Annotated in this window: 23 protein-coding genes; 8 read left to right on the top strand and 15 right to left on the bottom strand. The window is 31.6% G+C overall.

Annotated features, from left to right (window positions below):
- Positions 1-37 precede the first annotated feature (37 nt).
- Entirely contained in the window at positions 38-3,004 is a 2,967-nt protein-coding gene (gene secDF, locus BM053_RS03555; protein ID WP_091474084.1) for a protein translocase subunit SecDF, read from the top strand.
- Positions 3,005-3,110: 106 nt separating this feature from the next.
- Positions 3,111-3,449 (top strand): tRNA-binding protein, encoded by a 339-nt coding sequence (locus BM053_RS03560; protein ID WP_091474087.1) that lies wholly within the window; start codon positions 3,111-3,113, stop codon positions 3,447-3,449.
- Between the two features lie 45 nt (positions 3,450-3,494).
- Here the strand turns inward: BM053_RS03560 and BM053_RS03565 are convergent, their stop codons facing one another.
- Both BM053_RS03565 and BM053_RS03570 read right to left on the bottom strand, forming a co-directional pair.
- Entirely contained in the window at positions 3,495-3,884 is a 390-nt protein-coding gene (locus BM053_RS03565; protein WP_091474747.1) for a PUR family DNA/RNA-binding protein, read from the bottom strand.
- Positions 3,885-3,947: 63 nt separating this feature from the next.
- Positions 3,948-5,708 (bottom strand): ABC transporter ATP-binding protein, encoded by a 1,761-nt coding sequence (locus BM053_RS03570; protein WP_091474090.1) that lies wholly within the window; start codon positions 5,706-5,708, stop codon positions 3,948-3,950.
- A 193-nt stretch (positions 5,709-5,901) separates the two neighbouring features.
- On the opposite strand from BM053_RS03570, the gene BM053_RS03575 reads away from it, so the two are divergent.
- From BM053_RS03575 to yajC, 4 genes are all read left to right on the top strand, one after another.
- Complete coding sequence (locus tag BM053_RS03575; RefSeq protein ID WP_091474092.1) at positions 5,902-7,005, top strand: Glu/Leu/Phe/Val family dehydrogenase; 1,104 nt, start codon at positions 5,902-5,904, stop codon at positions 7,003-7,005.
- Positions 7,006-7,172: 167 nt separating this feature from the next.
- Positions 7,173-8,084 (top strand): transcription antitermination factor NusB, encoded by a 912-nt coding sequence (gene nusB, locus BM053_RS03580; protein ID WP_091474094.1) that lies wholly within the window; start codon positions 7,173-7,175, stop codon positions 8,082-8,084.
- An 11-nt stretch (positions 8,085-8,095) separates the two neighbouring features.
- Positions 8,096-8,611 (top strand): DUF1573 domain-containing protein, encoded by a 516-nt coding sequence (locus tag BM053_RS03585; RefSeq protein WP_091474096.1) that lies wholly within the window; start codon positions 8,096-8,098, stop codon positions 8,609-8,611.
- A 5-nt stretch (positions 8,612-8,616) separates the two neighbouring features.
- Complete coding sequence (gene yajC / locus BM053_RS03590; RefSeq protein ID WP_091474098.1) at positions 8,617-8,889, top strand: preprotein translocase subunit YajC; 273 nt, start codon at positions 8,617-8,619, stop codon at positions 8,887-8,889.
- Positions 8,890-8,942: 53 nt separating this feature from the next.
- Here yajC and BM053_RS03595 read toward each other — a convergent pair whose 3' ends face one another.
- The 9 genes from BM053_RS03595 to BM053_RS03635 all read right to left on the bottom strand — a co-directional run bounded on the left by BM053_RS03595 (position 8,943) and on the right by BM053_RS03635 (position 17,867).
- A complete protein-coding gene (locus tag BM053_RS03595; protein ID WP_091474100.1) occupies positions 8,943-9,518 on the bottom strand; it encodes a YdeI/OmpD-associated family protein in 576 nt (191 codons plus the stop codon).
- A gap of 12 nt (positions 9,519-9,530) precedes the next feature.
- Entirely contained in the window at positions 9,531-10,793 is a 1,263-nt protein-coding gene (gene pepT, locus BM053_RS03600) for a peptidase T (RefSeq protein ID WP_091474103.1), read from the bottom strand.
- A gap of 194 nt (positions 10,794-10,987) precedes the next feature.
- Positions 10,988-11,269 carry a hypothetical protein gene (locus BM053_RS12085; protein WP_143076460.1) on the bottom strand — a complete coding sequence of 94 codons (282 nt, stop codon included), beginning with the start codon at positions 11,267-11,269 and terminating at the stop codon, positions 10,988-10,990.
- A 229-nt stretch (positions 11,270-11,498) separates the two neighbouring features.
- The gene (gene miaA, locus BM053_RS03610) at positions 11,499-12,422 is read right to left on the bottom strand and encodes a tRNA (adenosine(37)-N6)-dimethylallyltransferase MiaA (RefSeq protein ID WP_091474107.1); all 924 of its coding nucleotides are present in this window, start codon (positions 12,420-12,422) and stop codon (positions 11,499-11,501) included.
- Positions 12,423-12,577: 155 nt separating this feature from the next.
- A complete protein-coding gene (locus tag BM053_RS03615) occupies positions 12,578-13,939 on the bottom strand; it encodes an exonuclease domain-containing protein (RefSeq protein WP_091474110.1) in 1,362 nt (453 codons plus the stop codon).
- Positions 13,940-13,995: 56 nt separating this feature from the next.
- Complete coding sequence (locus BM053_RS03620; protein ID WP_091474111.1) at positions 13,996-14,658, bottom strand: YggS family pyridoxal phosphate-dependent enzyme; 663 nt, start codon at positions 14,656-14,658, stop codon at positions 13,996-13,998.
- A gap of 17 nt (positions 14,659-14,675) precedes the next feature.
- Entirely contained in the window at positions 14,676-15,902 is a 1,227-nt protein-coding gene (locus BM053_RS03625) for a DUF1015 domain-containing protein (RefSeq protein ID WP_091474113.1), read from the bottom strand.
- A 70-nt stretch (positions 15,903-15,972) separates the two neighbouring features.
- Positions 15,973-16,860 (bottom strand): 3-hydroxyacyl-CoA dehydrogenase family protein, encoded by an 888-nt coding sequence (locus BM053_RS03630; RefSeq protein ID WP_091474115.1) that lies wholly within the window; start codon positions 16,858-16,860, stop codon positions 15,973-15,975.
- A 41-nt stretch (positions 16,861-16,901) separates the two neighbouring features.
- Positions 16,902-17,867: a Gfo/Idh/MocA family protein gene (locus BM053_RS03635; RefSeq protein WP_091474117.1), complete on the bottom strand. Its 966-nt coding sequence runs from the start codon at positions 17,865-17,867 to the stop codon at positions 16,902-16,904.
- Positions 17,868-17,996: 129 nt separating this feature from the next.
- Here BM053_RS03635 and BM053_RS03640 point away from each other — a divergent pair, with 129 nt between their 5' ends.
- The gene (locus BM053_RS03640; RefSeq protein WP_091474119.1) at positions 17,997-18,638 is read left to right on the top strand and encodes a protein-L-isoaspartate(D-aspartate) O-methyltransferase; all 642 of its coding nucleotides are present in this window, start codon (positions 17,997-17,999) and stop codon (positions 18,636-18,638) included.
- Positions 18,639-18,646: 8 nt separating this feature from the next.
- Here BM053_RS03640 and smpB read toward each other — a convergent pair whose 3' ends face one another.
- Complete coding sequence (gene smpB, locus BM053_RS03645) at positions 18,647-19,099, bottom strand: SsrA-binding protein SmpB (RefSeq protein ID WP_091474122.1); 453 nt, start codon at positions 19,097-19,099, stop codon at positions 18,647-18,649.
- A gap of 64 nt (positions 19,100-19,163) precedes the next feature.
- Between smpB and BM053_RS03650 the strand changes: the two genes are divergently transcribed.
- Positions 19,164-19,388: a VF530 family protein gene (locus BM053_RS03650; protein WP_091474124.1), complete on the top strand. Its 225-nt coding sequence runs from the start codon at positions 19,164-19,166 to the stop codon at positions 19,386-19,388.
- An 83-nt stretch (positions 19,389-19,471) separates the two neighbouring features.
- Here BM053_RS03650 and BM053_RS03655 read toward each other — a convergent pair whose 3' ends face one another.
- From BM053_RS03655 to BM053_RS03665, 3 genes are all read right to left on the bottom strand, one after another.
- On the bottom strand, positions 19,472-21,676 hold the full coding sequence (locus BM053_RS03655) for a TonB-dependent receptor plug domain-containing protein (protein ID WP_091474126.1): 2,205 nt from the start codon (positions 21,674-21,676) through the stop codon (positions 19,472-19,474).
- Positions 21,677-21,774: 98 nt separating this feature from the next.
- On the bottom strand, positions 21,775-22,284 hold the full coding sequence (locus BM053_RS03660; RefSeq protein ID WP_091474128.1) for a hypothetical protein: 510 nt from the start codon (positions 22,282-22,284) through the stop codon (positions 21,775-21,777).
- Positions 22,285-22,333: 49 nt separating this feature from the next.
- Positions 22,334-22,879 (bottom strand): GNAT family N-acetyltransferase, encoded by a 546-nt coding sequence (locus tag BM053_RS03665; RefSeq protein ID WP_394332540.1) that lies wholly within the window; start codon positions 22,877-22,879, stop codon positions 22,334-22,336.
- Positions 22,880-23,192: the final 313 nt, after the last annotated feature.

Genomic DNA, 23,192 nt, shown 5'->3' on the forward strand with positions numbered 1-23,192 from the left:
AGAAATCAAACAGAGAATTAATTAATTTTTACACAGAATGCATAATAGAGGACTTATTAAATTTATTGCAATAATATTTGCACTGGTAAGTATTTACCAACTTTCTTTCACATTTGTTGCTAATAAAGTAAAAAGTGATGCAAAAGCCATTGCAGCTGGACAACCAGAAAGAGAAGTAAAATATCTTGACTCGATAGGGAAAGAAAATGTGTTTAACCTTGGTTTTACAAATTTCACTTATGATGAGGTAAAAACAAAACAAATTAACAAAGGTCTTGACTTAGAAGGTGGTATCAATGTGATATTGCAAATCTCTGTTAAAGACGTGTTGAAACAATTAGCTAATAACTCTACAAATCCAGTATTTGTTAAGGCTTTGGCTGATGCAAAAACAAATCAAAGAGGAAATCAGTCTTATTTAAATGCTTTTTATGACGCTTTTGATGCAAATTCTAACGGAACTACATTATTATCTTCACCAGATATTTTTGGAAACAGAAATTTAGCAGAAGAGATTAAAATGCAAATGTCAGATTCTGATGCTAAAAAAGTAATTAACAAAAAAGTTGAAGAATCTATCGAAAGTGCTTTTAGAGTACTTCGTGAGCGTATCGACAAATTTGGTGTAACACAACCTAATATTGTAAAGTTAGGAAGTACAGGTCGTATCTTAGTTGAGCTTCCAGGAGCAAAAGATGTAGATAGAGCAAAAAAATTATTATCTAGTACAGCACAATTAGAATTTTGGGAAACATTAAAAGTTGAAGAAATTGGTAGCTATTTAGGTTCAGTAAATGAAGCTTTAAAGAAAACTGAAAAATCAGTAGTAGCTGAAGCTCCAAAAGCAACTTCAAAAATTGATTCTTTACTAGTAGATAAAACTGTAAAAGATTCAACTGCAACTAAAGCAGATGCTGGTCCGTTTTTTAGCAAAATCGTTAGCGGAGGACAACAAGGAAGTCCAGTATTAGCTTACGTAAAATCTAAAGATACAGCAGCAATTAATAGTTATTTCAAACGTTCAGATATCAAAGCTTTATTACCAAGTGATTTAGTAGATACTAAATTCGTTTGGGGAAAACCTTCTGAAAAAACAGGTGATGTTGTTGAATTATATGCATTAAAAGGAAACAGAACAAACACACCTCCTATGAGTGGTGGCGTACTTGTAGATGCTTCTAATTCGTATGATCAAATGGGAAAACCATCGGTAACGATGCAAATGAATGGTAAAGGAGCAAAAATCTGGGAAGAACTAACAGGAAGAGCTTATACTCAAAAAAGTAATATTGCCATTGTTTTAGATAATGTTGTTTACTCAGCTCCAGGTGTTTCTTCTGGACCAATTTCTGGAGGACGTTCTGAAATTTCTGGTGCATTTACTATCGATGAAACTAAAGATTTAGCTAACGTTTTGCGTGCTGGTAAATTACCTGCAGCTGCAGAAATTGTTCAATCGGAAGTAGTAGGGCCATCATTAGGACAAAAAGCTATTGATAGTGGTTTAGCTTCTTCTATCGTTGGTTTATTACTTGTTTCATTATGGATGTTACTTTATTATGGTAAATCAGGTTGGTATGCAAATATTGCTTTGGCAGTAAACTTATTATTCCTTTTTGGAGTAATGGCAAGTTTTGGTTTTGTATTAACATTGCCAGGTATTGCAGGTATCGTTTTAACAATGGGTACAGCAGTAGATGCTAATATTATTATATACGAACGTGCAAAAGAAGAATTGCGTGCAGGATTAAGTCTTGATGAAGCGGTTAAAAAATCATTCAGTTGGACAGGAGCAATGCGTTCTATCATTGATGCAAACGTAACGCATATTTTAACAGGATCTATTCTTTATATTTTCGGAACAGGACCTATCAAAGGATTTGCATTAACATTATTAATAGGTATTATAACTTCATTATTTACTTCTATTTTTATTACAAGAATATTCTTAGATAGAGCCGTTGCAAAAGGAACTAAACTAGAATTTGCAAACAGTTGGTCTAAAAACTGGTTTACAGGATTTAATTTTGACTTCTTAAGAATAAAAAGAGGAACTTATATTTTCTCATCTTGCGTTATTATTATCAGTTTAGTATCTATTTTCTTTGTAAATGGATTAGATGAAGGTGTCGATTTTGTTGGAGGAAGAACTTTTCAAGTGAAATTTGAGAAACCAGTAGAATCTTCAGCTGTTGCTGCAGAATTGTCTAAAGTATTCGGAAGTGCTGAAGCAAAAATATTCGGTACAGATGATCAACTTAAGATAACTACAAAATATAAAATTAAAGAAGAAGGAGTAAACATTGATACAGAAGTAAATCAAAAATTATATGATGTACTTAAAGGTCACTTCTCTGCAGATATGACTTATGAAAAATTTATCAATGCTTACGATGGTAAAGAATTAGGTGTATTACAGGCTTCAAAAATAAGTCCAGCCATTTCAGCAGATATTAAAACGAACTCATTTTGGGCAGTTTTAGGAGCGATGTTGGTTGTAGCATTATACTTAGTAGTATCTTTTAGAAAATTAGGTTATTCATTAGGAGCATTAGCTGCTGTTGCGCATGACGTTATATTTGTATTGGGTATTTACTCTTTATGTTATAAATTTATGCCTTTCCACATGGAAATGGATCAGCACTTTATTGCAGCAATTCTTACTGTTATTGGTTATTCTATGAATGATACTGTAATTGTATTTGACAGAATTAGAGAATTCCTTGACGGAAACAGAAAAGGAAATATTAACCAAATTGTAAATGACTCTATTAATACTACATTATCTAGAACAATCAATACTTCATTAACTATGTTATTGGTATTGTTGATTATGTTTATCTTTGGTGGAGAATCAATTAGAGGATTTATCTTTGCAATGTTAATAGGTATTGCCATAGGAACTTATTCATCTTTGTTTATTGCGACGCCAGTATTGGTTGACACAATGTCTAAAAAAGACAAAGAAGAAATAAATGCAAGACACGCGAAAGCAAACGCATAATCGTTTTAAAATATAATATTAAAAAATCCTTCGTTGTAAAACGGAGGATTTTTTTTGTACATTTATTTTAAACGAAATTAAGTCGAAGCTCAATAAAATAAAGCAAATGAACACAATAACTTGGTCAGATTTCGAAAAAGTAGAAATGCGAATCGGAACAATAATAGAAGTTAATGATTTCCCAGAAGCACGAAAACCAGCGTACCAACTCATCATCGATTTTGGGATAGAAATAGGTATAAAAAAGACGTCAGCGCAAATAAAAAAGCGTTATATAAAAGGAGATTTATTAAACAAACAAATTGTTGCGGTAGTCAATTTTCCTGTAAAGCAAATAGGCAAGTTTATGAGCGAATGTTTGGTTCTTGGCTCGATAGGAAATGAAAACGATATTGTTTTACTTTCTTCTGATATTAAAGTAGAAAACGGCTTGAGAATTGGATAAAAAAAAGCCCAAAAATAATAATTTTGGGCTTTCATTTGTGATTAATTAAATATCATCAAAATCTATATCAGTAAAATTTTCAGTAGATGGTATTTCTTCGTCAGATGATGATTTATCTGAAATGTATTCTTTCTTAAAATCCTTTTGATGCCTTTCCGAGATTACTTCTTCACCTTTGTTATTTAGTACATAAGAAGTCATTTCTTCTAGAATTTCAGCGAAAGCGGTAAAATCTTCTTTGTACAAATAAATTTTATGCTTTTTGAAGTGAAAAGAACCATCTTCTTCGGTAAATTTCTTGCTTTCGGTTATGGTTATGTAATAATCATCAGCTTTTGTAGAGCGAACGTCAAAAAAATAAGTTCTTCTTCCGGCTCTTAATACTTTAGAAAAAATCTCTTCCTTTTCTAACATATCATTTTCATTCCTATTCATTCTATCGGTTTTTGGTTGTTTTGTTTCGTCAAAAGTGAAAAAAAAATCAGAACAAAACAACAATTATAACATTTCTTTTTCAGCAATTTGTTTCAAATACAAAGCATTGTAATAACCTTCTTGGTTTACTAATTGATTATGAGTGCCTTCTTGTACAATCGTCCCATTATCTATGATAATAATTTTATCCGCATTTTTTGCCGACGAGACTCTATGGCTTACAATTATTGTGGTTGTATCCTTACAAATAACTTGAAGGTTATTCAAAATAGTTTCTTCGGTTTCGGTATCTACAGCAGACAAACAATCGTCTAATAATAAAATTTCGGGATTGCTAATAATCGCTCTCGCTATAGAAACTCGTTGTTTTTGTCCGCCAGAAAGTGTGATTCCGCGTTCACCAAGAATAGTTTCGTATTGGTTTTTAAAACCAATAATATTATCATGAACTACAGCGTTTTTTGCTGCAACAATCACTTCTTCGTCGGAAGCATTTTCTTTGCCAAATTTGATGTTGTTTTTTATAGTATCCGAAAACAAAAATGCATCTTGCGGTACAACTCCAATACTATTGCGCAAATCTTTTAGGTTTGCTTCAGGAAGTTGCACACCATCAATCGTTATATTACCAGAAGTCGGATCATATAACCTGCTTATTAATGATAAAATAGTCGATTTCCCTGAGCCAGTTCGTCCTATAATAGCCAAAGTTTCTCCTTTATTTACCGAAAAACTAATAGTATCTAAAGCTTTAATGTTTGTATCTTCATAAACCAGTGACACTTTATCAAATTTGATATTCCCAGTAAAAGTCATGGGAGTCAGATTATTATTTTTAATTTCAGGTTCGATTTTCAAAAATTCATTAATACGTTTTTGAGAGGCTTCAGCTTCTTGTATCAATGAAGAAACCCAACCTATTGTGGCAACTGGCCAAACCAACATATTTACATCTAAAATAAATGTAGCAATATCTCCAATAGATTTTATACTTCCGTTAATGTACATCATACCACCCAAAAAGACAACCAGAAGATTGCAAATACCTATCAATAGTAAAATAAGCGGACTAAATAATGCTTGTGTTTTAGCCAATTTCATGCTCTTTTCATTACTTTGTAACGATAAAATATCGAATTCATCTTGTTTATTTTTTTCGATGCTATAAGCTTTAATTACTCGAATTCCAGAAAACATTTCCTGAGAAAAATTAGATAAGCTTGATAAATTTTCTTGAAAAACTGTACTACGAGTATTAATTTCGGTACTTAATTTGAAAATTAAATAAGCAAGAATTGGTAAAGGTAAAAGCGTATATAAGGTAAGTAAAGGAGAAATCTGACACATGTATACAATGATAATTGTAAAGCTAATCACAGTATTGATGGTGTACATAACCGCAGGTCCAACATACATTCTTACTCGACTCACATCTTCGCTAATGCGATTCATCAAATCTCCAGTTCTATTTTGTTTGTAAAAATTTTGAGTCAAATTTTCGTATTGTTTAAAAATCTCATTTTTTAAATCAAATTCAATATGTCTAGACATAACGATAAGCATCTGACGCATAAAAAACGTTAATATAGCTGCTAATAGAGTAGTTCCTAATATCAGCAAAATATTTTTCAATAAAATTTCTCTAACAATAACAGGATTTGACGCATTCAATTTCAAATGTTCTTCAATTGCATTTATAGAGCTTCCTATTAATTTTGGAGTAAATAACGAGAATATTCGGGCAGCAATGGTAAATAATATTCCTAGTAAAAAATGAAATTTGTATTTAAAAAAATAAGGGTTTAGATAGCGTAATTCTTTCATTTTATATAAATAATGGTGTATAAAAGCTATTTTTTTTAATAAAAGCTATTAATTGTTTAAAATTCTGATTATTATGTAATTACGAATTCAATAATATTTTATTAACAATTAGCTTTAATTTTATGAATTTTTGAATTAAATGCGTAATTTTGCACCGACTTTTTAAAAAGACACAATCTAAAAAATATTCATTATGATTACAGAATCTGTAAAAGCTAGCGAACTTCATAAAATTGATCCAGTTTTTGGACAATTGTCTTTCGATAACCACGAACAAATTGTTTTTTGCAATGACAAAGATACTGGTTTGAAAGCAATAATTGGTATACACAATACAGTTTTAGGGCCAGCGCTTGGTGGTACTAGAATGTGGAAATACGCTAACGAATGGGAAGCGCTAAACGATGTTTTGCGTTTGTCACGTGGTATGACTTTCAAGTCTGCAATCACAGGATTAAATCTTGGCGGTGGGAAAGCAGTAATTATAGGTGATTCTAAAATAGATAAAACACCTGAAATGATTGCTAAATTTGGTCAATACGTAAACTCTCTAAGTGGTAAATATATTACTGCCGAAGATGTAGGAACAACGACTGGTGATATGGATTTAATCCGCCTGCAAACACCTCACGTTACTGGAGTTTCTATCGAAAAAGGTGGTTCTGGAAACCCTTCTCCTGTAACTGCTTACGGTGTTTATATGGGAATGAAAGCTGCTGCCAAATACAAATTTGGTTCAGATGTTTTAGAAGGAAAAAAAGTTTTGGTACAAGGTATTGGTCACGTAGGTGAAACCCTTGTAGATTACTTAACAAAAGAAGGTGCAAAAGTTATCATTTCGGATATAAATCAAGGAAGATTAGAAGAAATAGGTAATAAATACGGAGCACAAATTTATACTGGCGATGATTTGTACGGAGCTGATGTCGATATTTATGCGCCTTGTGCACTTGGAGCGACTATAAACGACGATACAATTCACAAAATAAAAGCAAAAGTTATTGCTGGAGCAGCAAACAATCAGTTAGGGAACGAAAATATACACGGAGCACTATTGCAAGAAAAAGGAATTGCTTATGCACCGGATTTTTTAATTAATGCTGGTGGAATTATTAATGTTTATGCAGAAATTGTAGGTTATGACATGGCGGAATCTATGCGTAGAACTGAAAATATATACAATACAACATTGGAGATTTTCGATTATGCTGATACAAATAAAATCACGACGCATCAAGCTGCAATGAGAATTGCGCAAAATCGTATCGATTTAAGAAAAAAAGAAATCTCTAAATAGATTTTTAGAAATTTAGATTTTTTTTCTAAGAAGTCTAAAATTCTAAGAAGTCTATAAATCTTAAAAATAAAATTGTACTTTTGTGGAGTGAAAGAATTTCTTTCGCTCCATTAATTTTTAAATGTTCTTACAAAGTGTTAAACAGACGACATATTCGAGTTAAAGTGATGCAGACGTTATATTCTATGCGTCAAACACAATCAGATAATCTGGAGAAAGAAGAGAAATTCTTGTTTCAAAGTATCGAAAACGTACAAGATTTGTACCTAATAATGGTGTCAACATTGGTCGAAATCCAATCTAAAGAAGACACACTAATAGAAATTTCTCGTAACAAACACTTAGTTACTAAAGAAGAAAAAAATCCTAACCTAAAGTTTGTAAACAACAAAGTTTTGACTATTCTAACAGAGAATAAATCATTGCTAAATGCACTCGAAGACAGGAAAATAAACAACTGGAAACATAACGACGATTATATCCTAATCTTATTACAAGCCATCAAAGAAAGTACTTTGTATAGTGATTATATGAGTAATACCAAATCTAATTTTGAAGAAGATAGAGATTTTATTGCTTCAGTTTTTGCCGAAATTATTGCTCCAAATATTAAGTTATACGAATATTTAGAAGACCATAAACTAACTTGGATAGACGATATTCCGTTAGTAAATACTTTGATTCTAAAACAATTGAAAGCCATTCAGAATACCGAAAACGGTAATTTCTTTGTGCCAAAATTATACAACGATACCGAAGACAAGGAATTCGTAGGGAACTTATTCAGAAAAGTAGTACTTAATAATCAGGAGTTAGCTAAAGAATTTGCAGAAAAAACACCGAATTGGGAAGCTGATCGTATTGCCGAGATAGATACAATAATCTTAAAAATGGCTATTTGTGAGTTTCTGAAATTCCCATCTATTCCTGTAAAAGTTACGATAAATGAGTATCTTGAATTGGCTAAAGAATATTCGACTCCAAAAAGTAGTATTTTTATAAACGGAATTTTAGACAATTTAGTCAAAGAATTTGAAGCTAACGGTAAATTAAAGAAAACGGGACGAGGTTTAATGTAAAAAGTAAATTTATGATTAAGAATATAATGACTTTTATTGCAGTTGCATCATTATTAGCAACTGTATCTTGCAAAAAGAAGGAAGAAAACACTTCGATTGTTTTGGATGCAAACAACATGATTACGTCACCACAATACCCAGCAGAACAAACGGTTATTGAGCCAAAGAAAACTATGAAACCTGGAGAATATCCAAAAATTGAAATTGAAAATTCAGATTTCGACTTTGGAGATATTACACAAGGAGATAAAGTTTCGCATGTATTTAAGTTTAAGAATACAGGAAAAAGTGATTTAGTAATTTTAGATGCTCATGCCAGTTGTGGTTGCACCGTTCCTGAATGGACAAAAACACCTATAAAATCTGGTGAAAGTGGTGAAGTAAACATCATTTTTAATTCTGAAGGAAAAATAGGAAAGCAAGAAAAAACAGTAACACTAAGAACAAATACAGAAGCTGGAAGCGAGATAATTCACTTTAAAACTAATATTAACCCAAAAGCAGGAACTCCTGCAAAAACTAAATAATTATTATGGGACAGTTTGTACAATATTTACCTTATATTTTAATACCATTCGTGTTTTATTTTTTTATGATAAAACCAGCAAATGACAAAGTAAAAAAAGAAAAAAGCTTTGAAGCATCGCTAAAAGTAGGTGACAAAATAGTTACAAAAAGCGGTTTGCACGGAAAAGTAGCTGAACTTGCAGAAACTACAGTTGTTATAGAAACAATGTCTGGAAAACTAAAAATGGAACGCTCGGCAATTTCTAACGAAATGAGTGAAGCATTAAACAAGAAATAGTTTTTTAGAATTCAATATAAAAAAACCACGAAATTTGATTTCGTGGTTTTTTGTTATCTGTACTTATCGTTTAATCCTTTGCCTTCCAGAATCATAGGTTTTATTTTTTCTAGTCGGTCGAGTTTTGTTTTTTCTTGCTTTGCAGTATCAATATATTCGATAAATTCTTTTTGTTTGTAAGGAGAAAACAACTCGAAAGCTTTAGCAATTTCAGGGTTTTCATTTATAAAATTCTGAAAAAAATCAGAAATAATTATTTCTTTTTTCTCTGGTTTGTATGATTTTCCTTCTTTTTCAATTTGGATAGCTTCTGCAATATAAACTAAGATTAATTCTTCGTTTATCTCACTTTTTGATGCAAAACGCCATTGTCTCAGTGCTTTTGTAACGCCTTCTTGTGCATTAATTAAAACATTTGCTTCATCTTTTAAGTAAACACCATTAAAAAACCAAAGACCAACATAAGATTTGAAACCGCCAATTCCCAAAACATTTTTGTCGTTATAAGTATAAACGATTCCGCCCCATTTAGTGGTTTCTACAAGGTTTGTTTTATTTACAATAGACTTCAGGAGTTCAATTTCTTCACTCCATTGATCGTTTTGTTTATCCCAAACTTTTGTAGCCATTAGTTTAAAAGATTATTTTTTTTCAGTCTTTTTATAATCTCCAGAAGCAGTTATTTGAGCAATTTGTACAATGACATCAATTGCTTTTTGAATACTTTCTACAGGAACGTATTCGTATTTTCCATGAAAATTATGTCCACCAGCAAAAATATTTGGACATGGCAAACCTTTGTAAGAAAGCTGACAACCATCGGTTCCGCCACGAATAGGTTTTATAAGCGGTTTGATTCCTAAGTTTTTCATCGCTTTTTCGGCAATATCGATAATATGAAAAACGGGAACTACTTTTTCTTTCATATTGTAATATTGGTCTTTTACGACAGTAATTACAATATCTTCACCAAATTGTTTGGCAAATTTCTTATTCATTTTTTTTGTAATAGTATGAATAAGTTCTTTACGTTTTTTGAATTTTCTAGCATCATGATCACGAATAATAAGCTCTAAATGAGTTTCTTCGATACTTCCAGAAAGTTGCGTTACATGAAAAAATCCTTGGTAACCTTTTGTTTCTTGCGGAATTTCGTCTTTTGGTAATTCATTAATAAATTCATTTGCTAATAACATCGAATTTATCATTTTTCCTTTTGCATAACCTGGATGTACGCTTTTTCCTTTGAAAGTTATTTTAGCACCAGCAGCATTAAAATTCTCGTATTCTAATTCGCCAACCTGACTTCCGTCCATAGTGTAAGCCCAATCGCAAGCAAACTTTTCTACGTCAAAATGATGTGCACCACGACCTATTTCTTCGTCAGGTGTAAATCCTACACGAATTTTACCGTGTTTAATTTCTGGATTTTTGATAAGGAATTCCATTGCCGAAACAATTTCGGTAATTCCAGCTTTGTCATCGGCACCAAGTAGAGTTGTACCATCAGTTGTGATTAGGGTTTGCCCTTTGTAAAGCAATAAATCTTTGAAATATTTTGGCGAAAGCACGATATTTTTTTCTGCATTTAATACAATATCGTTACCATCATAATTTTTTACAATTTGTGGTTTTACATCTTTTCCTGTAAAATCTGGAGTAGTATCAAAATGAGAAACAAAACCAATGGTTGGAACTTCGTGCGAAACATTACTAGGCAAAGTCGCCATGATGTAAGCTTTGTCATCGATAGTTACTTCTTGCATACCAATTGCTTTTAGTTCTTCTACTAATTTATTGGCTAAATCCCATTGTTTTGCAGTACTTGGTGTTGCTTCTGAATTAGGATCAGATTCGGTATCTATAGTTACGTAGCTTATAAAACGGTCGATAATATGTTGCATATTGTTTTTTTTAATGAAGGTCAAATATAAGATTTATTTAGGAAAAGAGAAATTGAAAAGTAACACGAATTACACTAATTTGCACGAATTATTTTAAACCAGATAAGGCATATAAGTTCATTTAAGTTGGACAAATTTTAAATGATATAATTCGCCCAGCCATTGTGCAAAACGGCTGTTACTGGCTGGTTATTTTAATCTAATTTCAAGTTTTTTACAACATCTACATTAATATCTGCATTTTCCAAATTTGATATTAATTCTTTAAGGCTTTGTTTGGTACAATTAACTTGAAAACTTGTTATTAATGTTTTTTGATATACAACTAAATTAATTCCTCCACCAATCTTTGTGGCTGATATTTTAAAAACAATTTTCTCGATACTGTCTTTTTGGAAAGTGTGATTAAAAGATTTGAAAAAATAAGGTCTTTTAACAGTTAAGTATTCTTCATAGATCTGAAAATTTTTCAGCATATATAAAAATTGTACAATAGCAAGTATAAAGAATGAAATTCCAATAAAGTAAAGAAATGCATCACCTTTTGTATTCCAATAAATTGATGAAAAATATATCGGAATTATGTAAAAGCAACTTAAGGCTGCTATAAAATATTGAAAAAATTTAATTGGAGTTTCGTATATCAACATTTTTATTTATTGCTTTTGTTAGTTTTTCTAGGTTAACTTGCTGATAACGTGTAAATTAGTGTTTAATTTTTGTATTAATAACATCGATTATTTTTGAAACATCTGTTTTATAATCGAACCAAATAGCATTTTCACTACGTTTGAACCAAGTGATTTGTCGTTTTGAGAATCTTCGGGTATTTTTTTTAATTTCTTCGATGGCAAAAATTAAATTAAAATCACCATCAAAAAAACTGAATAATTCACGATAACCAACAGTTTGCAAAGCGTTTAAATCTTTATTTGGATATAATTTTTCGGTTTCAGCAAGCAAACCTTCATTTATCATGATATCAACTCGCTGGTTGATGCGGTCGTACATAATTTCTCGGTCGGCTTCTAAACCAATGATAATTGGAGTGAAGTTTCTGGCGTTTTTGTCTTTGTTTAGAAACGAAGAATAAGGTTTTCCTGTTCCGATGCAAACTTCTACAAATCGCATCATACGTTGTGGGTTTTGTAAGGTTTGTGGATTTTCGGAAAGGATTTTGTTGTAATATTCTATATCTAATTCTTGTAGTTTTTGTTGTAAATATTCGATGCCATTTTTGTCGTATTTTTTTTGAATTTCTTCACGAATAGTAGGTTCTATATTTGGGAAAGTATCAAATCCTTTTAAGACGGCATCTACATATAATCCTGAACCGCCAACCATGATTTGAATGTTATTTGTGATAAATAACTCTTCTAATTTAGCAATGGCTTCTTTCTCAAAATCACCAACGGTATATTCTTCGAAAATGGATTTGTTTTGGATAAAATGATGTGTGGCTTGACTTAATTCGTCGTCGCTCGGAACTGCAGTTCCTATTCGCATTTCTTTAAAAAACTGACGACTATCGCAGGAAATAATATCGCAACCATATTGCGTTGCCAAAGCAATGCTTAAGGCAGTTTTTCCTATGGCTGTTGGCCCGATTATGGTTATTAAATAATTCATGAATTAGCAGATTGTTGGTTTTTTAGCCCCGATAGTAGTGGAAATCCTTTTTTCGTCAGTTCGAGTAGCTTGCAAAGCGTATCGAGAACAAGAAAAAAGATTGTAACGGATAGCGGGAATAGCTCCTCACTTCGACTACGCTCAGTGTGACAAGATTAAAATTTTACGATTTTCATCACTTTGTTTTTTCGTAAATAACCTTGTATAATATTTCGAGTGTTTCGGTTGTTAGGCATAGGCGTAATAAGGGTTTTTAGGATTTGGATATTGCTTATTTGATAGTTTAAATCGTAGAAAGCATAGCCTTTATATACACCATTTTCTATGAGAACGGCACTGCGCTCGCTGATGGTTCGGCCTTTGTCGACAATAACCATGCTTTGATTTTCGAAGCTGCTTTTTGTGATAAAATCCTGTACACGTTTGTTGTATTCTTCGGGCGAAATTTTGCCAATACACGCGCCATCGCACTCATTTATTTTATGCTGAAAACACTCCGCTTTTGTTTCGTATAAACCTGTTAGTTTTTGGCACAAATTGTAGTGAGAAGAAATTCTGAATAAAATATTTTTTCCTTCCTGAAGGCTTGTGTATGCTGTGATTTCTTTTTTTCGACCGTCGGCTTTTTGTAATTTTAGATTGAGATAACCGTTTGTGTCTGTTTCAGAATAAATGGCTACAGGAAAATGGCTTTTAGGAGACATTCTGTTGTAAATAGGTCGGTTTATTTTTATTTCTTCAGTTTCTTTGAGTAATGCAACAAGTTCGCTTCCGGTTTCTTCGTAAGTGACTGTAAAAACTTCTTGTTGAATTTTTAGCGCACTTTTTGTAATTCCTGTAAAATGCTGGTTGACTCTTTTTTTGATGTTTCTGCTTTTGCCAATAAAAATGATATTTCCGTTTTCTTTGTGAATGTAATAAACTCCGGTTTTGTTGGGCAAAGATTCAATAATATGGAATAATTTGGGCGCAATTCCTTTGATAATTTCGGTTTTGATGTTGTCTCTTACAATGACTTTTCCCAAATCTTTGTCTAACAACATTTTAAATAATTTGACTGTTGCCAGTGCATCTCCTTCGGCACGATGTCTGTCTGTCATTGGGATTCCTAAGGCTCGAACTAGTTTTCCTAAACTATAAGAAGGTTGTTCTGGAATTAGAATTTTCGCCAACTCGACCGTACAAAGTGTTTTTGCTTGAAAATCATAACCTAAACGACGAAACTCTGTACGAAGAATTCGGTAATCGAAAACGGTGTTGTGTGCAACAATAACGCAATCTTTAGTGATTTCGACAATGCGTTTGGCTACTTCGTGAAACTTGGGTGCAGAAACCAACATAGCGTTATTTATCCCCGTGAGTTTTACTACAAACGGCTGAATTGGGATTTCGGGATTCACTAAACTGATAAATTGGTCTACGATTTCGTGACCATCGAATTTATAGATGGCGATTTCAGTAATTCCTTCTTCGTTATACTGACCTCCAGTGGTTTCTATGTCTAAAATTGCGTACAAATATTGTTTTTTATTGTTTTTTGAGATTTCTCCTTCGTCGAAATGACAAAATTATATTAATTCCTTCCTCCAAAGATACTACTTCCTATTCGAACCATCGTGCTTCCACATTCGATTGCGAGTTTGTAATCGCCAGACATTCCCATGGAAATAATTGATAATTGACAATTGATAATTGATAATGGCTTTAAATTATCAAAAATCGATTTCAAATGTGTGAATTCTTTTTTTATTTGGTTCTGATTTTCGGTAAATGTTGCCATGCCCATTAGCCCTACAATTCGGATATTTTGTAATGATTTGAATTCGTTTAAAGCTAATAATTCGTTCAGTTCTTTTTCGTCTAAACCAAATTTTGTTTCTTCTTCAGCAATGTATATTTGTAACAAACAATCAATAATTCGATTGTGTTTTTCGGCTTGTTTGTTTATTTCTTGTAGTAATTTTAAGCTGTCAACTCCGTGAATTAAACTCACATATTCAGCCATAAATTTCACTTTATTACTCTGAACATGGCCTATCATATGCCATTCGATATCTTTGGGCATTGCTTCCCACTTCTCGGTCATTTCTTGGATTTTATTTTCACCAAAAATGCGTTGACCTACTTCGTAAGCTTCCATCAAATCAGGAATTGGTTTGGTTTTAGAAACCGCAACAAGTGTGACACTTTCTGGAAGTGAAGCTTTTATTTTATTTAGGTTTTGAGCTATTGACATTATTTTTAGTATTAAAACTACAATTCATAAACTACCAAACCACTTCTAAATTTAGGCTCGATGTAAGTACTTTTGGGAGGCATAATTAAATTGTTATCTGCCAAAGCTTTTATTTCAGAAATATCCGATGGATAGAGCATAAATCCAACTTTAAATTCTCCTTCATCAATTAAATCTTTGATAACCGAAACAGATTGTTTTCCTGAAACATAATCGATGCGTTCGTCATTTCTTAAATCTTCTAAGCCCAAAAGTGGATGTAAAATAGTATCATACAAAATCTGCGCATCTAAGTTTTCGATTTCGAAGTGTTCTGATTTGTGAATATTCTCTTGTTTGTAAAACAAAGCATAAAAACTGCCATCGAGATACATTCCGAATTCATATTTGTTTTTCGGTTTCCACAGTTCTTGATTTTTGTTTTCGATATTGAAATACTGAGAGATTTTTGCAATAAAATCATCTTTAGTAAAACCATTCAAATCTCTAACAATTCTGTTAAATTCGTATATTTTGACATTGCTTTCGGCGATAAGAAAGCTCATGAAAGATTTGAGATTTTCGTTTTTCGTGCCCTTATTTTCGTCTAATAATAATTCAGCTGCGGCCGAACGATGGTGCCCGTCGGCAATATAAAGATTTGGAATCTTTTCGAAATGATTTTCTAACCAATCTATTTCACTTTGTGTATCAATCTTCCAAAGCGTGTGTTTTTCCTTGGTTGTTGTAGCAAATTCGTAAAGTGGTTTACTTTTTTTTCGTAAAGAAATATAAGTGTTTATTTCGACGCTATCGGGATAAGTTATCAGAACTGGTTCGGCATTAAAATCCGTATATTTCATGTAATCTTTTATCAGTTCTACTCGAAACTGTAAAGTATCTTCATGCTTTTTAATCACATTATTCTTGTAATCTTCTACCGAAGTTCCTGCGATAATTCCTGAAAAAACGTTCGATTTTGTTTGAATTTCGTATAAATAAAAAACAGGTGTTTCTTCCTTGATTAATATTTGTTCGTCTTTAAAATCTTGGTATTTATGCGCCACACTTTTGAAACGCTTATCAATCGTAATTTTTTGAGCATTTGCAAATGCGGGATGGATGACATGCAAAAACGAGTACGGATTATAACTTAGCCAAGCCGCTAGCTCTGCCGAATTATAATCGTCATACGTTCTACAAGTTACCAATCCTACTTTGTCGGCAGAAGGGCGAACGGCTTTGAATGGAATTATTTTTGCCATTAATTCAATTGATAATTGACAGTTGATAATTGATAATGTTAACTATCAATTATCAATTATCCATTGTTAATTATGAGAATTGTTTTGAAACTTTTTCTGCTTTTTTGCTTTCGGCATAATCATAAAAACCTTCGCCAGATTTTGCTCCTAATTTTCCTGCCATAACCATATTTACTAATAATGGACAAGGCGCATATTTAGGATTTTTGAAACCGTCGTACATCACGTTTAGGATTGCCAAACAGACATCAAGCCCAATAAAATCGGCTAATTGTAATGGTCCCATTGGGTGACCCATTCCTAGTTTCATAACGGTGTCAATTTCTTGTACGCCAGCGACTTTGTTGTATAATGTTTCGATGGCTTCGTTTATCATTGGCATCAAAATTCTATTGGCTACAAATCCTGGATAATCATTTACTTCAGTTGGTGTTTTCCCTAATTTTACAGATAAATCCATGATTGTTTTAGTCACTTCGTTGGTTGTATTGTAACCACGAATAATCTCAACTAATTTCATAATTGGCACAGGATTCATAAAATGCATTCCTATAACTCTTTCTGGATGCACCACCGAAGCTGCTATTTGTGTAATTGAAATGGAAGAGGTGTTGGTTGCTAAAATCGTATTGTGATCGCAAACTTCACTTAATTGTTTGAAGATATTTAGTTTTAAAGTTAGATTTTCAGTAGCCGCTTCAACGACTAAATCGCAACCAGTTACACCGTCTTTTATATCGGTATAAGTGATAATATTTCCAATAGTTTTGTGTTTGTCTTCTTCAGTAATTGTTCCTTTAGCCACCATTCGGTCAAGGTTTGAAGCAATGGTTGCAATACCTTTTTCGAGTGATTTTTCTGAAATATCTATTAGTTTTACTGTAAATCCTGATTGTGCAAAAGTATGTGCAATTCCGTTACCCATTGTTCCTGCTCCAATTACTGCTATGTTTTTCATTATTTGATATTAAAAGATTTAAAAATTTAAGAATTGAAAGATTACTTTTCCATACAATTTATTATTTGATACGCTACTCGTAAAGCCTCAGTTGCTTGTTCTAAAGTAACGACAGGCGTTGTATTGTTATTGATGGCATCGGCGAAAGATTCTAATTCATCTAAAATAGCATTATTAGGTTCTACCGATGGATTTTCGTAATAAATTTGTTTTTTTACACCTTCGGCATTTTGCAAAATCATATCGAAATCACCAGGAGTTTCAGGCGCATCTTTCATTTTTACTACTTCGCAAATTTTATCAAGAAAATCGACAGAGATATAAGCATCTTTCTGGAAGAATCGAGATTTTCTCATGTTTTTCATCGAAATTCTACTCGCAGTAATATTAGCAACACAGCCAGTTTCGAACTCAATTCTTGCATTTGCAATATCTGGAGAATCGCTAATTACCGAAACTCCACTAGCTGAAATATGCTGCACTTTCGAGTTTACAACACTCAAAATCGCATCGATATCGTGAATCATTAAATCTAAAACTACGGGAACATCTGTTCCACGAGGATTAAATTCTGCCAAACGATGAGTTTCGATAAACATTGGATTTTTTATTTGGTCTTTAACCGCTTTAAATGCTGGGTTAAATCTTTCGACATGACCAACTTGACCTTTTATATTATATTCTTTGGCTAAAGCTATAATTTCTTCAGCTTCTTCGACAGTAGTTGAAATGGGTTTTTCGATAAAAACATGTTTACCAGATTTTATCGAAACTTTGGCACATTTATAATGAGAAAGTGTTGGAGTTACAATATCAATTACATCGACAGCGTGAATTAATTTTGCAATGGTTTCAAATTGTTTGTAACCAAATTCGGCTGCTATTTTAGCTCCATTTTCTTGATTTTCGTCATAAAAACCTACTAATTCGTATTTTTCTGATTGTTGTAGCAATCGTAAATGTATTTTTCCGAGATGACCAGCACCTAAAACGCCAACTTTTAGCATAAAAATGTATTTTGAACAAAAATAGGAATTAATTGATAATTGCTTCGTCAATTCGTGAAAAATTACTCGAATCATTATTGATAATTGGCAATTTGTTTTCTAAATTTACAGAAATTAATACTCTTAAAATTGAAAGATACATCGAAACATCAAGGACTTCGTAATCAGTTAGTAACCGTTTTGCAACAAAAAGGGATTACTAACAAAAGTGTATTGGAAGCGATTAGCAAAATTCCGAGACATCTTTTCTTGAACTCCAGTTTTGAAGATTATGCTTACCAAGACAAAGCTTTCCCAATAGGAGCTGGGCAAACCATTTCGCAACCTTATACAGTGGCTTTTCAGACTGAATTATTAGAAGTAAAAAAAGGCGATAAAGTATTAGAAATAGGAACAGGTTCTGGTTATCAGACAGCCGTTTTGTGTATGGTTGGCGCAGTTGTATATAGTGTAGAACGCCAGAATGAATTGTTTAAAAAAACATCGTTATTATTACCAAAATTAGGAATTAGAGCCAAACATTTGTCTTTTGGTGATGGTTATAAAGGTTTACCAAATTACGCTCCGTTTGATAGTATTATAGTAACTGCAGGTGCGCCAGAAATTCCAAAAGCATTAATGTCACAATTAAAAATAGGAGGAAAACTCGTAATTCCTGTTGGAGAAGATATTCAAGTAATGACACTCGTTATTAGAAAAGGCGAAACTCAATTTGAAAAACACGAGTTTGGAGATTTTAGATTTGTACCTTTGTTAGAAGATAAAAATTAAAAAAGTATTTAAAATTCCTTTTTAATTCTGTCTAAATCGCGTTTGTTATCGCGGTCTTTGATGGTTTCTCGCTTGTCGAAAGTTTTCTTTCCTTTGCAAAGTGCAATGTCTAGTTTTGCCATGCCTTTTTCGTTAGTAAACAAACGTAACGGAATAATAGTAAGTCCTTTGTTTTGTACGTCTTTTAATAATCCTTTCAATTCTCGTTTGTTCAAAAGAAGTTTGCGTTCGCTTTTTGGTTTGTGGTTGTATTGATGACCAAAATGATATTCTTCGATATTAGAATTAATAACAAAAAGTTCTTCATTTTGAAACTCACAAAAACTTTCGGCAATGTTAGCTTTACCTAATCGTATCGATTTTATTTCGGTACCAGTTAAGACCATTCCAGCGGTATATCGATCGATAATTTCGTATTCGAATTTGGCTCTTTTGTTTAGTATGTTAACTGTTTTTAGCATAGGATTGCAAATGTAATAACAAATATATGAAGTGCAAAACTTAGAAATGATTTATATTTGCAAAATGGAAAATAATAAATCTAAAGATCCTTTGCACGGAATCACATTGCAGCAAATTTTAGAAAAGCTAATTGGTTTTTATGGTTTTGATACTTTAGGGGAACTAATAAATATAAAATGTTTTAGAGAAAATCCGACATTAAAATCTAGTTTAACTTTTTTGCGTAAAACCGATTGGGCAAGAAAAAAAGTAGAAGAATTGTATATTAAAACATTGCCTAAGTTTTAAATAAAATCTTTAAAAATAAAGCTAAAAAAAATGCGAAGTAAATTTTACTTCGCATTTTAGATTTAAATAATTTACTAAAAAAATTAGAAATTTAATTTAGCACCAGCATATATATTTCTACCGGCAGCATTTATACCAGAAGCAAAATTTCTGTATTGAATATCTAAAATATTTTCAATACCTGAATAAATTGTTAAAGAATTAAATGGCTTTATGGCCGCTTTGAAGTTATAAGTTTGCCAAGCAGGCATTCCGTTTGCAGGAGCATAAACTAAATTATCTTCGCCACTTGCTGAGTAATCTTCTAAATTTTTCTTACCGTTGTATAACATGTTTAAATCAAGATTTAACCATTTGTATTCATAATTAAATCCAGTTTTTCCATAAATAGGAGGGACGTGATCTAATGGTCTTGAAGTATTGTCATTTTCAGATTTAACTCTTCCATAAGTGTAATTGAAGTTTCCGTAGAATTTCAATTTTTCTAAAAGATTGATTTTAAGAGAAGTTGAGTAACCAAAAATTTCAGCTTTTCCTAAATTTTGATTTGCTACAACTGGTGTTGTCACGCCATAATAATCAACCGTGTTTTGTCCATTAAAAGTAAATTTATCAGTTACAATTGCGTCAAATAATTGTGTGTAGAAAACGGTATTTTCAAATTCGAAAATTTTGTCAGTGTAAAGTGCAATGTTGAAGTCTCCAGTAATATTTTTTTCAGGTTTGACATCAGGATTAGGTACTACTAACGAAACACCTTTAGCAGAGTCAAAAACTTTCGCTAAGTCATCTACATTTGGAGTTCTATAGCCAGTTGCTACATTAAAACTTACTCTAATATTTTTATTAGAATTGTTGGTAATACCAGCTGCTCCACTATAAGTAATGTTTTTCTGATCTATATCAGAGAAAGGGAAAGGGAAGTAGGTTTTGTCTACAAATTCACTGTGTAATTTGGCATAACCTACTCTAGCGCCTAAATTATAGGTAGTTTTTTCTGTAAGTTTAGAAAAATAAGTAGCAAAAGCATCAGTTTTTAATGTAAAGTTTTTTCCGTCAGGATATCTTGTGTTTGTTGGTGTTACCACTCCTGTTTTAATATCTATAATGCTAGCTGTCGATTTTAAATCGTCGTAAAAACCTTCAACTCCATATAATAATTCACCTTGACCAATTTTTGCTTTTAAATCAGCGTTGATAGAGTATACACTTACTTTTTCAACTCTAGATTCTTCACCAGTTTTTCCGTGATTACGATTAATTCTGCTTTCTTCAATATTTTGATAGCTAGTACCAATTGTTAAATCACTATTTAAAATTGCTTTTTGTTTATTGAATTTATAACCAGCTAAAATTCTTTTTTGTGGACCATAATTCCAAGTAGATGTTTTTAAATCACCATTACCTTTTAAATCAGTCAATCTATCATATCTAGGAATGTCAGTTGTGGTTGAAAACTGTAAATTAAGATTGTGTTCAGTTGATTCGTTTGGTTTAAACAATACTTTTTGCATTGCATTATATTGTTTATAACCTGAAAATTTTTGTACTAACGGATCGTCATTTTTAACAATGTTATCTACACCATTTACAGTTTCGATATAATATGGTCTTGCTCCAAAAAAGTCATTTTTTCCATTTTTTTTGCTTCCCATTTTTACATCACCAAAATCGTTGTAAGAAATAGCTGTTAATGTTGCCCATTTGTCACCAGAAAATCTGAAATCGCCATAACCTGATTTTTCTTCATTTGCAGTCGAATATCGTGTATTTAAGCTTCCAGAAAATGATTTCCCATTGTTTTGAGAAAGCAATAAAGGCCTTTTTGTGATTAAATTGATAGCGCCACCTAATGCGTCACTTCCAAATTGAGTTGAAGATGAACCAAAAAGGATGTCAGTACTTTCTAACATATTTTCATCGACTGAAAGTACATTTTGCAAGTGACCTCCACGAAAAATAAGGTTATTCATTCTTACGCCATCAACAAGTAATAATATACGACTTGATTCTAAACCTCTAATTACGGGACTTCCACCACCTTGTTGTGATTTTTGAACGAATAACTTTCCTGAATTAGAAAGCATGTCAGCAGTATTTTGAAAATTTCCAAATTCGATATCTTTTTGTGTAATAGATTCGATCGCTTGAGAGTTATTTCTCTTTGATTTTGTATATCGCTGGGATTCTATTTTTACTTCTCCAAGTTGGTTAGCTGTTGTGGTATCTGTTTGCGAGAACCCAGCCATAGTAGCCATAAGAGCTACAATAGATAATATTTTTTTCATCTTAAATTAATTAATTGTTTTGCATTGCCAATTTGGCATAATTATTTTTTTAATAATTATGCCAAACGGATTTCTAATATTTTATAACAAACAATTAATTAACAAGGAGGTCTGTATACAGTCAAGGATATTTTATTTACATCTCCATTTGGAGTATAAAAATTTGATTTTATTGATAGTAATTTGAAATCACTTTCAATATTATAATCATTATTGTTTAGCGTTGTGATAAAATGGTAAGCTTTATAATTTTTTTTCTTACCGGAATGAGGAGTTTCTTTTTTGTTTAAAAGATTGTTTAATACAATTCGGAAATTATTTTCATGTATGTCTTTTACAGCATTAATCACCACTTTATCTGATAATATTTCGAAAGAAATGACATCATAATAAACATTATTTATTTTAAATTCTTTTTTATCATGTGATGAATTCCATTGCGAAAGAGGTATCGATTTTTTTTCTGCCAAATGAATTTTAGAAACCTGAATCTGCGTTCTAATTTCTTGAATGCGCTCTATTAAAGCACCAGAAAATAAAATACACAATTGCAACACATAGAATGTGACAACTACAAAAATGGAAATATTTTTTATTCTGTTTAGCATAAAATAGTTCGCAAATATAATTTTTTATTTAAGACATACTTGCCAGTATTTATGAATTATTTAGAATAGAATATATGACCGTATCTAGAAATTTACCATCATAAAACTCATTTTGTATAAGATGGGCTTCTTTTACAAAATCATTTTTTTCTAAAACCTTTGCCGAAGCGGTATTTTTAGGATCTATAATGGCTTCTAATGAATGCATTTTCATCTCGTTAAAACCATAATCTAACATGAGTTGTATGGCTTCGGTAATAATTCCTTTTCCTTGATATTCGGGCAATAACATATAACCTATTTCGGATCTAAAATGTTCCCATCGTATTCTGTAATGACCAATTATTCCTATCATTTTCGGATTATCCTTTAAGGTAATTGCCCAATTTATTCCTTCGTTTTTCTCTATTTTATCTTGAATCATTTTTATATGATCCATCGCGTCATCTGTAGTGGTAACTAATGGTCTGGGAATATATTTCATAGTTTCCGGATTACTTCTAAGGGCAAAAACTTCGTTTACATCGTTCGATGTTATTTGTCTTAACAGTAATCTTTCGGATTCTAAATCTTTAAAAGGTAAAAATGAACTCATAATAATATAAAATTTTAGATTAAAATATAGGTGTTAAAATTACTATTTATAATGTTATTAATGAGGGATTGTTTAATAGATTAATTTCTAATTATCATTAAATATAGTTATTTTTAGTAATCTTATTTCCTATTAAAACTCAACTTTTTTTTTAACTTCATATTGTGAAATAATTAACAATCAGTAACTTAAGTATAAATTATCTTTGTTTAGTACTACACAAAAATTACTTTAACCACTATTTTTTAATAAAATCCAAATAATAATAGAGGAAGAAAATTAGTATGTCTACGTGGTTTTATTTCAAAAACAT

It is taken from the genome of Flavobacterium swingsii (assembly GCF_900111965.1).
Lineage (GTDB): Bacteria > Bacteroidota > Bacteroidia > Flavobacteriales > Flavobacteriaceae > Flavobacterium > Flavobacterium swingsii.